This is a genomic window from Asticcacaulis sp. MM231 (assembly GCF_964186625.1).
Lineage (GTDB): Bacteria > Pseudomonadota > Alphaproteobacteria > Caulobacterales > Caulobacteraceae > Asticcacaulis.
On record NZ_OZ075108.1, the window covers coordinates 1,523,518 to 1,535,997 of the forward strand.

The following is a 12,480-nucleotide window of genomic DNA, read 5'->3' on the forward strand; positions in this document are numbered from 1 at the left end:
ATTGAAGGCTTTACGCATGGCTCAGGTTTTCGAGGTCATCCATCCCGACGACAGACGCATCTGGCTCAACCTGCGCCAGGAAGCGGCTGATGCCCTGGCGGCGGAGCCGGGTCTGGCCTCGATGCTCCATTCCACCATCCTGTCGCACGATGATCTGGCCAGCGCGCTGTCCTATCATATCGCGCGCAAGCTGGGCGATGACACCATCCGCGGCATGACCCTCCGCGAAATCGTGCGCAAGGCCTATCTGACCGAGCCGCAACTGGTCGAGTATGCCGAGGCTGATCTGCAAGCTATCTATGAGCGCGATCCCGCCGCGCGTGGCTATCTGCAGGCCTTCATGTTCTTCAAGGGCTATCTGTCTTTGCAGATTTACCGCGTGTCGCACCGCCTGTGGCAGGAGGGGCGCGTCACCATGGCGCACTTCCTCCAGAGCCGTGTGTCCGAGTTGTTCCAGATTGACATCAATCCGGCCGCACGTATCGGCAAGGGCGTCTTCCTCGACCACGGCACCGGCATCGTCATCGGCGAAACCGCCGTGGTTGGCGATGACTGCTCGATCCTGCAGGGCGTGACCCTGGGCGGCACCGGCGCTGAGCGCGGCGATCGTCACCCCAAGGTCGGCAAGGGCGTGCTTTTAGGCGCTGGCGCCAATGTGCTGGGGAATATCACCATCGGCGATTACGCCAAGATCGCCTCGGGCTCCGTGGTGCTCAAACCCGTGCCGGCCCATTGCACGGCCGCCGGCGTGCCGGCCAAGCTGATCAATTGCAAGACCTGCGAAGATCCGGCGCGCCAGATGGATCACACCATGCCGGATATCGATCTCGACTATTCTATTTAAACGCAGAATGTGGATAAGCGCGGTTAAGGGTTTGCACCTGCGCGCCTAAGCGCCTATGGCGTTGATCACACACAAAGTTTATCCCCGCGCCCGATAAAATGTGCTTTAGTTACAGCCTTGCATCGGGGGCGCTGCACCACTGGATAGACCTCCGCCACATCTACCCTACGAGGCTTAGCCATGACCCCCGCCGAAATCACCAAGGTTCAGGATTATCTCTTCAAGACCTTCCAGACCAAGGGCCTTGAAATCAAACCGCGCAAGCAGAAGGATTCCGCCGAGGTCTATATCGGCGAGGATTTTATCGGCGTCGTCTATGTCGACGAGGACGAAGAAGGCTCCTATCTCTTTGAAATGGCCATTCTCAAGGAAGACCTCTAAAGCAACAAAAAAGCCCGGTGATCGCTCACCGGGCTTTTATTTTACATGTCCGCGTAAGGATCGTCGTTCTTCTTGCGGCGGCGCTTGACCACCGGCTCGACGTCGGGCGGTGTCGGCGTGGCGGCGCGTTCGTACTCCGCCTTGGCCTTGCGCACCTTCGATTCGGCGCGGCGGACCTTGTGCAGTTTGAATTCCTCACCCAGCGAACTGACAATCTGCGAAAACATCGGCAGATACTGCGGGAAGCGCGAGGCCATGAAGCCGGCGACGATCGCGGTCACCGTGGCCAGCACCGGCGATACGCCGGATAGATTGTCGATCAGGTTGGAGATGCTGCCGACGGTCGAGCGGCTGAAGGCCTCGTCGATCAGCGACTGGCGTCTCTTTGCCTTGTTATGGGGCAGGGACTTGATCACCAGGTAAATAACGATTGGCAGCAGGAAAACGCCGCCGAGCGCCAAGGGACCCCACAGGTCACCCAACAGCTTCACCGCCAGACTATAGAGACCAATGCTGACCCAGATAAGGCCGATGATGGCGCTGGCCAGCAGCAGCACAAGTCCGATCAATGAGGATTTGAGGTTTTCAAGCTGGTTGGAGAAATTGAACATAAGGCTTCCGGCTGAGTTCTGAAATGGCTTCCAAATTAATGCCACAAACCTATAAGGGAACAATATGAATAAAGCACGCATTCTTGTCCCGACGGGGCCGTGTTAGGCACAGTTTATAACCATGAACAGGGCGAAAAATGAGCTTTCAAGGACTTTGGCTTCAAGGGCTTTGGCATTCGGCGAAAGTGGTCAGCGCGGGCCTCTACTGGCTGTTGTCGCTGGCCTTCCTGTGGGGTGGTTTCGTGCAGATGGGCTATCCCGACATGGCCGGTGAGGTCTGTATCGCCTTTGTCATCTGCCTGTTTCTGCTGCGTTTCATTCTGGTCAAACGGTTTGTGGCCGCCAGCGTGTTCAACGTGGCGGCCACCGTGGTCTTCTTTATCTTTATCGCCATCCTTCAGGCCAAGGGCATGACGGGCGTGGCCTAAGCCGTTTCTTTCAAAGCCGCGCGGATGGTCTCGACCATCTGGTCGATATGCGCTTTTTCGAGAATGAGCGGTGGTGACAGGGCGATGATGTCGCCGGTGACGCGGATCAGCAGGCCCTTGTCGAAACAGCGGTCGAACACCTCCAGCGCGCGCGCGGTCGGAGCACCCGGACGCGATTCCAGTTCGATGCCGCCGATCAGGCCGAGATTGCGGATATCGATGACGTGCGCAGCGTCGCGTAAGCTATGCACGGCCTCCTGCCAGTAGGGCGCCATGGTGTTGGCGCGATTGAACAGGTCCTCTTCGACATAGACCTCGAGCGTGGCGATGCCGGCGGCGCAGGCCAGCGGATGGCCGGAATAGGTATAGCCGTGAAACAGCTCGATCGGCGCATCCGCCGTCTGCATGAAGGTGTCGTAGATGCGGTTGGAGACCGCGACCGCGCCCATGGGCACGCAGGCATTGGTGATGCCCTTGGCCATGCAGAGTATATCGGGCGTGACGCCGAAATAATCGGCGCCGAAGGCAGCACCCAGACGGCCGAAACCGGTTATCACCTCGTCGAAGATCAGCAGGATATCGTGCTTGTCGCACAAGGCGCGCAGGCGCTGGAGATAGCCCTTCGGCGGCACCAGCACGCCAGTGGAGCCCGCCACGGGCTCAACGATGACGGCGGCGATGGTGGAGGCGTCATGCAGGGCCACAAGACGCTCTAGAGTATCGGCCAGGTCGGCGCCGTGTTCGGGAATGCCTTTGGAGAAAGCGTTGAGCTTCGGATCGTGGGTATGGGGCAGGTGATCGACGCCGGTCAGGAGCGAGCCGAAATACATGCGGTTGCGCACAATGCCGCCGACCGAGATACCGCCGAAGCCGACACCATGATAGGCGCGCTCACGGCCGATCAGGCGGGTTTTCGAGGCGTGGCCGCGCGTGCGTTGGTAGGCGAGGGCGATCTTCAGCGCCGTATCGGCCGATTCCGAGCCGGAATTGGTGTAGAAGATCTTCTTCAGGTCGCCGGGCATAATGCCGGCCAGTTTGTGCGCGAACTCGAAGGCCAGCGGATGCGCCATATTGAAGGTGGGCGCGAAATCCATGATCGCTGCCTGCTTCTGAATCGCTTCGGTGATCTTCGCCCGACCATGGCCGGCATTGACGCACCACAGGCCGGCGGTGGCGTCGAGGATCTGGCGGCCATCGATATCGGTATAATGCATGTCTTTTGCGCTGGTCAGCAGCTTAGGCTTTGCCTTGAAGGCGCGGTTTGGCGTAAAAGGCATCCAGAAATTATCGAGCGTGGGCGTGGTCATAAGGCGTGTTCCAACTGCGGATTGATGACGAATCTCGCAGGATTATGTGCTAGATTAAGATGAACGGTCGCGGCAATTGTGATCACAAAATGCGCGGGCCTGCAAGAGGCGGCCGCAAAAGGTAGAATATAATGGTTGTCGTCAGCCTTGAGAGCCTGTCTGGCGGAGTTTTGAATGAGGCCAAGATCCATGATCAGGTCTACGAAGCCCTGTCGGAAGCCTTGATTCAAGGGCAGATCCCGCCGCTCAAGCCGGTTAGTTTGCGCACCCTGGCGCAAAATCTCGGTGTGTCGCCCATGCCGGTGCGCGAGGCTGTGCGCCGCCTGATCGCGGAAAAGGCGCTGGAGCTCCAGCCGTCGAACAAGCGTCTGCGGGTGCCGGATCTGACCGAAAAGCGTCTGATGCAACTCATGACGGCGCGCCAGTGGGTCGAGCCCGAACTGGCTTTCCTCGCCACACCGAGCGTGACGCGCGATGTGATCAGACGCCTGCGCGAGGACGATCAGGCGGTGATGTCGGCGCTCGCCAAGGGCGATGTGTCAGCCTATATGCAGGCCAATCAGGACTTCCATTTTTCGATCTATAAACTGGCCGACGCCGACCTGTTTTACAACATGGCGCGCACCCTGTGGCTCCAGGTCGGCCCCTTCATGCGTGTCGTTTTCGGCCGCATGGGCACCGTGCATCTGCCGAAAGACCACCATCAGGACATGATCCGCGCGCTGGAAGAGGGTGATGCCGAGGCGGTGCGCAGCTCGATGGCGGCGGATATTCACGAAGGCATGGAACTGATGCTGGAAGCCATCAAGGCGCAGGTCGCGCCGGAGCCCAAACGGAGACGACGCGGGGCCTGATCCGTGTTGGATTACAAAACTGTGCCTTGACACCTGTATAATTGGCATTGTCTAATTGTGATCACAAATTGCATTTGAGGCCTTCCCATGCCTGTTTCCGCTCTGCAAAAACCTGCCGACACCCTTGAAGGCGTGCTGGCCTCGATCAAAGCGCTCACCCTGCCGGACAAGGCTGTGATCGAGGGCAGGGAGGTGTCGTCGGAATCGGGCCGGACCTTCGACAATTATGCCTCACGCGACGGCAAGTTGATCAATCGCATTGCCGCCTGCGACCGCGCCGATGTCGATGCCGCCATTCACTCGGCGCGGCAGGCTTTCGAGGATGGCCGCTGGCGCGCTTTGGCGCCGAAGGTGCGCAAGAAAATCCTGCATAGGCTGGCCGATCTGATGACCGAGCACGCCGAGAATCTGGCCCTGCTGGAAAGCCTCGATACCGGCAAGCCGATTTCGGACGCGCGCAATGTCGATATCCCGTTGGCGATCAACAGCACGCGCTACTATGCCGAGGCGCTCGACAAGGTCTATGGCGAGGTGGCGCCGTCGCCGGAAGACCGGCTGAGCTATGTCGTCCATGAACCGCTGGGCGTCATCGGCGCCATCGTGCCGTGGAACTTCCCGCTGCATATGGCGATGTGGAAGGTGGCGCCGGCCCTGGCCATGGGCAATTCCGTGGTGCTGAAACCGGCGGAAAACTCGTCCATGACCGCGCTCTATACGGCGCAACTGGCGCTGGAAGCCGGTGTGCCGGCGGGTGTCTGGAACGTCATTCCCGGGCTTGGCGGCGAGGCGGGGGACGCCCTGTCGCGCCATATGGACGTCGACATGATCACCTTCACCGGCTCCGGCCCTATCGGGCGGCAACTGATGCGCGCCTCGGCTGATAGCAATCTCAAGCGCGTGTCGCTCGAACTCGGCGGCAAGTCACCGCAGATCGTTTTCGCCGATTCGGACGATCTCGATGGCGCGGCGGCCAATGCCGCCTGGGGCGTGTTCTACAATCAGGGACAGGTCTGCACCGCCGCCTCGCGCCTGCTGGTCGAGGAGACGATCAAGGACGCTTTCATCGCCAAGGTCATCGCCGTGGCGAAAACCATCCGGGTGGGCGATCCGTTCGATCCGAAAACCCAGTTCGGCGCCATGATCTCGGAGCGCCAGATGAACACGGCACTCGACTATATCGAGAAGGGGCAGGCCGAGGGGGGCAAGCTGCTGCTCGGCGGTGAGCGTGTGCGCAGCGAGTCCGGCGGTTATTACGTCGCGCCGTCGTTGCTCGATATTGGGGCTGACAATATTCTGGCGCAGGAAGAGGTCTTCGGGCCGGTGCTGTCGGTCCTGACCTTCAAGGATGAGCAGGACGCTTACCGCATTGCCAACAACACCATCTACGGGCTGGCTTCGGGCGTCTGGACTTCGAACATCGGCAAGGCGATGCGCGCCGCCAAGGCGCTGAAAGCCGGTCTGGTGTGGGTCAATGGCTGGGACGCCTGCGACATCACCTCGCCGTTCGGGGGCGTCAAGCAGTCGGGCTTCGGACGCGATCGTTCGCTCCATGCCCTCTATAAATATGCCGATCTCAAGGCGGTTTCCATCAGCTTCAAGGCGTAGCGTCATGCAACTTTCCCCCTCGCAAAAAGCCCTGCTCGATGGGCTGATTTTTTTTGAAGCCGGTCCGGACCGCTTTCCCGTGCTCAATCCGGCCGATGGTTCCACGCTCTGTTATGTGCAGGCGCAAGGCGCGCCAGAAACCACCGCCGCCATCGATTCCGCTGACAAGGCCTTCGCGGCGTGGTCGGGCCTGACGGCCAAGGCGCGCTCGATTGTCCTGAAAAAATGGAACGATCTGGTGTTGGCCCATAGCGAAGATATGGCGATGCTGGTCACGCTTGAGCAGGGACGTCCGATCCGCGAAACGCGCGGCGAGGTGGCTTACGGCGCCTCGTTCATTGAGTGGTTCGCCGAAGAGGCCAAGCGCGCCTATGGGCGCACCATCCCGGCCACCATGCCCGGCAAGCACCTGCAAACCATCAAGCAGCCGGTGGGGGTTTGTGCCGCCATCACGCCGTGGAACTTCCCGATCTCGATGATCACGCGCAAGGTGTCACCGGCCCTGGCCGCCGGCTGCACCGTGGTGATCAAGCCCTCGGAAGAGACGCCGTTGTCGGCACTGACGCTTTATGCGCTGGCGCTCAAGGCCGGACTGCCCGAGGGCGTCATCAGCATCATCACCTCGGTGAAGGCGAAAGAGGTCGGCGAGATCATGACCTCCGACACGCGTATCAAGAAGCTGAGCTTCACGGGCTCGACCCCGGTCGGCAAGCTGCTCTATGCGGCTTGCGCGCCCACCATGAAAAAGGTGTCGATGGAACTGGGCGGCAATGCGCCCTTCATCGTGTTCGATGACGCCATTCTGGAAGACGCCATCGAGGGTGTGCTGGCATCGAAGTACCGCAATTCCGGCCAGACCTGCGTTTGCGCCAACCGGATTCTGGTACAGGACGGCATCTATGACCGCTTTGCCGCGGCGCTGGTGGAGCGTGTGAAGGCCATGAAGCTGGAAGCGGGGTGGCGGGAAGAGTCGCAGCTTGGGCCGCTGATCAATGCCAAGGCCATCGAGAAGGTCGAACATCTGGTCAAGGATGCCGTGAAGCACGGCGCCCATGTCGAGACCGGCGGCCATGTCGATGCGCAAGGCGCGCTGTTCTATCAAGCGTCGGTGCTGACCAACGTCACCGCCGACATGGAAATCTTCTCGACTGAAATCTTCGGCCCGGTGGCCCCCCTGTTCAGGTTCAGCGATGAGGCCGAGGCGATCCAACTGGCCAACGACACGCCGTTCGGGCTGGCGGCCTATGCCTATACCCGCGATATCGGCCGCGCCATGCGCGTAGCGGCGAAGCTGCAATACGGCATGGTCGGCATGAATGACGGCGTGATCTCGACCGAGGTGACGCCGTTCGGCGGCATCAAGGAATCGGGCATAGGCCGTGAAGGCGCGATCGAGGGCATGGAGGAGTATCTCAGCGTGAAGTACATCTCCTATGGCGGGCTGGGGGCGATTTGACCGATCTACAGATTTTCCTGTCGCAGCAGCGCGCCATCTTTACCGCTGCACATCCGAAATCTCAGGCGCTGGCGGGTCAGGCATCCGCCTGGCGCAGTGGTGTGCCGATGCACTGGATGCGCGATTGGGCGACACCGTTTCCGATCTATGTGCAATCGGCGAAACAAGCGACCCTCAGCGATGTCGATGGCCACGCTTACGATGACTTTTGCCTGGGCGATACACCGTCGATGTTTGGTCATGCCCGTCCCGAACTCGCGGCGGCCATAGCGAAGCAAGCCGGCGAGGGCGTCGGCTTTATGCTGCCGACCCCACTGGCCAATGAGGTCGGTGACCTGCTGCGCGAGCGTTTCCATATGGCGCAATGGCAGGTGGCGACGACGGCATCGGACGCCAATCGCGCCGTCATCCGTTGGGCGCGCGCCCTTACGAAACGCGACAAAATTCTGGTGTTTGACGGCTGCTATCACGGCATGGTCGATGATTGTTTTGTCGCTCTGAAAGACGGTGTGGCCAGCAATAAGGTGGGGCTGATCGGTCAGGTAATTGATCAGACGCGAACCACGAAGGTGATTCCGTTCAATGATGTACAGGCGCTGGTTAAAGCGCTGTCTGAAGGCGATGTCGCCGCCGTTCTGGCGGAGCCGGTCATGACCAATTGCGGCATGATCCAGCCGATTGACGGTTTCAACGAAACCCTGCGCGAACTTTGTACACAGTATGGCTCAATCTTGATTCTTGATGAAACCCATACGCTTTCCTCCGGCCCATCGGGCTATGCCGGCGCGCACACCCTCAAGCCGGACATGTTTGTAATCGGCAAGGCCATAGCCGGCGGCATTCCCGCGGCGGTCTGGGGCGTGACGCTGGAGATCGCCGCACGCATGGATGCCGCGCAAAACGAGATCGGGCCCGGCCAGTCCGGTATCGGCACCACGCTTTCCGGCAATGCTTTGGTCATGGCGGCAATTAAGACCATGCTGACCGAGGTCATGACGTCGGCCGCCTATGACCATATGCTCAAAGGCGCGGCCTATCTGGTCGAAGGTCTGCGCACGGTTATCGCACGTCATAACCTGCCGTGGTGCGTGGTCCATGTCGGTGCGCGGGCGGAACTGATCTTCGCGCCCGAAGCGCCGCAAAACGCCGAAGCGATGCGCGATCATCTCGACCACGATCTCTTGGAAGCTTTCCATCTCTATCTGATCAATCGCGGCGTGCTGATTGCGCCCTTCCACAATATGATGCTTATCTCTCCCCAAACCGGATTCGACGCGATCGACCGTCTGGTGGCGGCGGTGGATGCCTTCTCACAGGAACTGAACTCATGAGCACTTTCGGCAAATCAAGCGGTCCGGCCAAGGCGAAGTCAGAGCGTGGCCTGCCGCCATCGCCGCGCGTGGCAACGGTTGAAGAGGCGAGAGCCTTTCTCGACGCCCATCCGCATATCGTTTATTTCGAGATACTCTTCACCTCGATGACCGGCGTGCCGCGCGGCAAGCGCCTGCGCCGTCATGAACTTCTGCCGATCTATGAGTATGGCCGGTTCCTGCCGGGCTCGATCCTCGTGGTCGATACGCTGGGCGCCGATTGCGAAGAGACCGGCCTCGTCTGGGAAGATGGCGACGCCGACCGCGTGGCGCGTCCGGTGCCGGGCACGCTGGTGCCGGCGCCCTGGTTGGGCGATGATGTCGGTCAGGTCATGCTGTCGCTCTATGAACTGGATGGCACGCCCAACGATCTCGATCCGCGCCATGTGCTGCAAGGCGTGCTCGACCGCTATGCGAAGGATGGCCTGACCCCTGTCGTGGCGTGTGAACTGGAATATTATCTCGTCGATATCGAGCGTGGTCACGATGGCCAACTGATGCCGGCAACCTCGTTCAACACCGGCGAAAACCCGAAAGGTATTCAGGTCTACGGCCTGCCGGAAATCGAGGCCCACGGCGCCTTCTTCCGCCAACTGTGGGAAACCGCCGACGCGCAGAATATCCCGCTCGAAGGGGCGATTTCGGAATTTGCGCCGGGTCAGGTCGAACTGACCCTCAAGCACAAGCCCGATGCCCTGCGCGCCGCCGATGACGCTGTGATGTACAAGCGCCTGGCCAAGGGCGTGGCTCTGTCACTTGGCATCGAAGCCACCTTCATGGCCAAGCCGTGGTCGGAACGCGCCGGTTCAGGCTTCCACGTCCATATTTCGGTCGCCGACAAGGACGGCAACAATCTGTGCGCCTCGGAAGATCCGCAGGGCTCCAAGCTTTTGCACAATATGATCGGCGGCATGAAGGACCATCTGGCCGATGTCATGGGTATTCTCGCGCCGGGCGCCAACAGCTATAAGCGCTTCAAGGCCAATTCCTACGCGCCGGTCGGCCTGACCTGGGGCGTCAATAACCGCACGGTGTCCCTGCGCGTCACCGCTGGTCCGGCCCACACCCGCCACGTCGAGCATCGCGTGGCCGGTGCCGACGCCAATCCCTATCTGGTGCTGGCGGCGATCCTGGCCTGTGCCCACCACGGCATCACGCACAAGACCAATCCTGGCCCGGCCGTGGTCGGCAATGGTTATGCGGCGGCAGCCGAAAGCGGTGCTATCCTGCCGACAAACTGGTTCGCGGCTGTGGATTATCTCGACAAGTCGAAGGTTTTACGCGACTATCTTGGTGAGCGCTTCGTCGACATGTATGTCAAGGTCAAGCGGACCGAACAGGCGCGCTTCTTCGAGGAAATTACCGAGCTGGATTACGACTGGTACTTGCGAAACGCTTAACCGCCAAGGGAGACGTGCATGCTGTCAAAGAGGTCTTTGCTGGGGTCATTACTGGCCGGAACAGGGGCCGCGGCGGCGGGCATGAGTTTCACCGGCGGGGCTTCGGCCCAAGCCCAGCGCTTGCGTTTCTACAATTGGGATACCTATATCGGCGCCACGACCCTGGCCGACTTCAAGGCCGCTACCGGCGTCGAGGTCGAGATGTCGCTGTTCGCCAGTAATGACGAACTGTTCTCGCGTATCGCCGGAAATGGTGCGGCTTACGATGTCATCGTGCCGTCGAGCGACTATATCACGCGCATGGTTGAGCGCGGCTTGCTGACCACGCTCGATCACAGCCGCTTGCCCAACCTCGCCAATATGGCGCCGCCCTTCCGCGATCCCTCCTACGATCCGGACTGCGCGCACAGCGTGCCCTATACCTGGCTGGTGCTCGGGCTGGGTTTCCGCAAATCGGCGATGAAGGGCTATGTGCCGCCCAATTCGTGGAAATGGGTCTTTGAGTCCGATCGTTACAGCATGGCGTGGCTGAGTGAGCCGGCTGATATGATGCGGCTCGGCGCCAAATATCTCGGTTTCAATCCCAATGCCCTGACGCTCAAGGAGATTGAGAAGGTCGAGAAACTGCTGGCAAGGCAGGCAAAGCACGTAAAGGCCTTCCATCACGATGACGGCCAGGACATGCTGCTGGCCAAAGAGGTCGATATTGTCATCGAATATAATGGCGATATCGCGCAGGTCATGACCGAGGATAGTGACCTTGATTTTCTGGTGCCGAAAGAGGGCAGTTTAAGAACCGCCGATGGCTGGGCCATCCCGAAGAGCGCCACCAATCCGGACGCTGCCTATCAGTTCCTCAACTACATGATGGACGCGCAGGTGGGGGCGGATATCAGCCAGACCATCCTCTACCCGACGCCGAACGAAGCCGCACGGTCGCGGACCAGGGACTCCTACCGCAACAATCAGGCGATCTTTCCGCAAGGCGGTATGTCGTTAAGCGACTTCGCGCGCTGGCCGGGTGCTGCAACGCAGCAGGCTCTAGCAGTCTGCTGAAAAACCTCTGGTCATTTTGATTTTGCCGTGATTCCCTTCTTGAGCGAGAAGGAGCAACCAATGCGTGGCGAGTTTCGGGATCAGGGCGGATTATTTTCGTACATATCGTTGGAAGAACGCGTTCCGGATACGCATCCTCTTCGCAAGGTTCGTGAGTTGGTTCGCTCGGTTCTGGTCGACCTGAACGCGGACTTTTCGGCGATGTATTCTGAGGAAGGGCGCCCTTCCATTCCACCGGAACAGTTACTGAGCGCCTTGCTTCTGCAGGTGTTCTACGGCGTCCGCTCGGAACGCCAGTTGATGGAGCAGTTGGATTACAACCTTCTGTTTCGATGGTTCGTGGGCTTGTCACCCGACGCGGCTGTGTGGGTGGCGACGACATTCACCAAGAACCGTGAGCGCCTGCAGAAGGGTGATGTTTTTACGAAGTTCATGACGGCCTTGCTGTGCCACCCAAAGGTTACGCCCTTACTCTCGGACGAGCATTTCTCAGTGGATGGCACGCTGATTGAAGCCTGGGCTTCGTTCAAGAGCTTCAAGCCGAAGGACGGGCCGGACGATACGGACGGGTCTGACTTCCATAATCAGAAACGCGGCAATGACACCCACGTCTCGACGACCGATGGCGACAGCCGCTTGTACCGCAAGGCTCAGGGCCGTGAAGCGAAGCTGTGCTACATGGGCCACGCGCTGATGGAGAACCGCAACGGACTGGCGGTTGGTAGCGTTGTCACCCAAGCCACCGGCACGGCCGAGCGCGAGGCATCCGAAGCCATGCTGGCGGTTAGGGTCAAGCACACCGGCAAGCCGGCGACCGTAGGCGAAGACAAGGCTTATGATGTCGCTGCACATGGCGAAGCCTTACGCAATCTTGGCGTGGAGCCGCATGTCGCCCGTAATAACGCCACGACTAAAACCGGCAAGACCAGAACGACCATCATCGACGATGAAACGGCCGCCAGCGATGGCTACGCAATGTCACAGACCCGGCGAAAGATGATCGAGTGCATCTTCGGTTGGGGCAAGCAGCACGGCACGATGCGTAAGACAAAGCATCGCGGCCTTGAAGCTGTAGCTGGAGATTTTCTGCTCAATCTCATAGCCTACAACCTCATCCGGATACCCAAGTTGCTAACCGCATAGGAGAGGTCCGTCTAAATTTAGGAAA

General features: G+C 60.0%; 12 protein-coding genes. 10 read left to right on the forward strand and 2 right to left on the reverse strand.

The annotated features are described in order from the left end of the window. Positions 1–16: 16 nt before the first annotated feature. Positions 17–844 (forward strand): serine O-acetyltransferase, encoded by an 828-nt coding sequence (gene cysE, locus ABQ278_RS07460; protein ID WP_018079827.1) that lies wholly within the window; start codon positions 17–19, stop codon positions 842–844. 180 nt (positions 845–1,024) lie between these two features. After that, complete coding sequence (locus ABQ278_RS07465; RefSeq protein WP_018079828.1) at positions 1,025–1,225, forward strand: DUF3126 family protein; 201 nt, start codon at positions 1,025–1,027, stop codon at positions 1,223–1,225. Between the two features lie 41 nt (positions 1,226–1,266). Here the strand turns inward: ABQ278_RS07465 and ABQ278_RS07470 are convergent, their stop codons facing one another. Then, positions 1,267–1,836 carry a hypothetical protein gene (locus ABQ278_RS07470; protein ID WP_349321917.1) on the reverse strand — a complete coding sequence of 190 codons (570 nt, stop codon included), beginning with the start codon at positions 1,834–1,836 and terminating at the stop codon, positions 1,267–1,269. Positions 1,837–1,973: 137 nt separating this feature from the next. Here ABQ278_RS07470 and ABQ278_RS07475 point away from each other — a divergent pair, with 137 nt between their 5' ends. Continuing rightward, the gene (locus ABQ278_RS07475) at positions 1,974–2,264 is read left to right on the forward strand and encodes a hypothetical protein (RefSeq protein WP_349321918.1); all 291 of its coding nucleotides are present in this window, start codon (positions 1,974–1,976) and stop codon (positions 2,262–2,264) included. On the opposite strand, the gene ABQ278_RS07480 is transcribed toward ABQ278_RS07475, so the two are convergent. Further along, positions 2,261–3,571: an aspartate aminotransferase family protein gene (locus ABQ278_RS07480; protein WP_349321919.1), complete on the reverse strand. Its 1,311-nt coding sequence runs from the start codon at positions 3,569–3,571 to the stop codon at positions 2,261–2,263. The genes ABQ278_RS07475 and ABQ278_RS07480 overlap by 4 nt on opposite strands. Before the next feature lie 131 nt (positions 3,572–3,702). Between ABQ278_RS07480 and ABQ278_RS07485 the strand changes: the two genes are divergently transcribed. From ABQ278_RS07485 to ABQ278_RS07515, 7 genes are all read left to right on the forward strand, one after another. After that, positions 3,703–4,425, forward strand: coding sequence for a GntR family transcriptional regulator (locus ABQ278_RS07485; RefSeq protein WP_349321920.1), 723 nt, complete (start codon positions 3,703–3,705; stop codon positions 4,423–4,425). A gap of 87 nt (positions 4,426–4,512) precedes the next feature. Further along, positions 4,513–6,030, forward strand: coding sequence for an aldehyde dehydrogenase (locus tag ABQ278_RS07490; protein ID WP_349321921.1), 1,518 nt, complete (start codon positions 4,513–4,515; stop codon positions 6,028–6,030). Positions 6,031–6,034: 4 nt separating this feature from the next. After that, complete coding sequence (locus ABQ278_RS07495; protein WP_349321922.1) at positions 6,035–7,486, forward strand: NAD-dependent succinate-semialdehyde dehydrogenase; 1,452 nt, start codon at positions 6,035–6,037, stop codon at positions 7,484–7,486. Next, a complete protein-coding gene (locus ABQ278_RS07500) occupies positions 7,483–8,817 on the forward strand; it encodes an aspartate aminotransferase family protein (RefSeq protein ID WP_349321923.1) in 1,335 nt (444 codons plus the stop codon). The genes ABQ278_RS07495 and ABQ278_RS07500 overlap by 4 nt, the downstream gene beginning before the upstream one ends. Continuing rightward, positions 8,814–10,256 (forward strand): glutamine synthetase family protein, encoded by a 1,443-nt coding sequence (locus tag ABQ278_RS07505; protein ID WP_349321924.1) that lies wholly within the window; start codon positions 8,814–8,816, stop codon positions 10,254–10,256. The genes ABQ278_RS07500 and ABQ278_RS07505 overlap by 4 nt, the downstream gene beginning before the upstream one ends. 18 nt (positions 10,257–10,274) lie before the next feature. Beyond that, positions 10,275–11,312 (forward strand): spermidine/putrescine ABC transporter substrate-binding protein, encoded by a 1,038-nt coding sequence (locus tag ABQ278_RS07510; protein WP_349321925.1) that lies wholly within the window; start codon positions 10,275–10,277, stop codon positions 11,310–11,312. Between the two features lie 60 nt (positions 11,313–11,372). Then, positions 11,373–12,455, forward strand: a complete 1,083-nt coding sequence (locus tag ABQ278_RS07515; protein ID WP_349320246.1) for an IS5 family transposase — start codon at positions 11,373–11,375, stop codon at positions 12,453–12,455. Positions 12,456–12,480 lie beyond the last annotated feature (25 nt).

What these genes read in the sequence shown, in the direction of transcription:
- cysE (WP_018079827.1), top strand. Translation starts at nt 17, where the DNA reads ATGGCTCAGGTTTTCGAGGTCATCCATCCCGACGACAGACGCATCTGG.
- ABQ278_RS07465 (WP_018079828.1), top strand. Translation starts at nt 1,025, where the DNA reads ATGACCCCCGCCGAAATCACCAAGGTTCAGGATTATCTCTTCAAGACC.
- ABQ278_RS07470 (WP_349321917.1), bottom strand. Translation starts at nt 1,836, where the DNA reads ATGTTCAATTTCTCCAACCAGCTTGAAAACCTCAAATCCTCATTGATC.
- ABQ278_RS07475 (WP_349321918.1), top strand. Translation starts at nt 1,974, where the DNA reads ATGAGCTTTCAAGGACTTTGGCTTCAAGGGCTTTGGCATTCGGCGAAA.
- ABQ278_RS07480 (WP_349321919.1), bottom strand. Translation starts at nt 3,571, where the DNA reads ATGACCACGCCCACGCTCGATAATTTCTGGATGCCTTTTACGCCAAAC.
- ABQ278_RS07485 (WP_349321920.1), top strand. Translation starts at nt 3,703, where the DNA reads ATGGTTGTCGTCAGCCTTGAGAGCCTGTCTGGCGGAGTTTTGAATGAG.
- ABQ278_RS07490 (WP_349321921.1), top strand. Translation starts at nt 4,513, where the DNA reads ATGCCTGTTTCCGCTCTGCAAAAACCTGCCGACACCCTTGAAGGCGTG.
- ABQ278_RS07495 (WP_349321922.1), top strand. Translation starts at nt 6,035, where the DNA reads ATGCAACTTTCCCCCTCGCAAAAAGCCCTGCTCGATGGGCTGATTTTT.
- ABQ278_RS07505 (WP_349321924.1), top strand. Translation starts at nt 8,814, where the DNA reads ATGAGCACTTTCGGCAAATCAAGCGGTCCGGCCAAGGCGAAGTCAGAG.
- ABQ278_RS07510 (WP_349321925.1), top strand. Translation starts at nt 10,275, where the DNA reads ATGCTGTCAAAGAGGTCTTTGCTGGGGTCATTACTGGCCGGAACAGGG.
- ABQ278_RS07515 (WP_349320246.1), top strand. Translation starts at nt 11,373, where the DNA reads ATGCGTGGCGAGTTTCGGGATCAGGGCGGATTATTTTCGTACATATCG.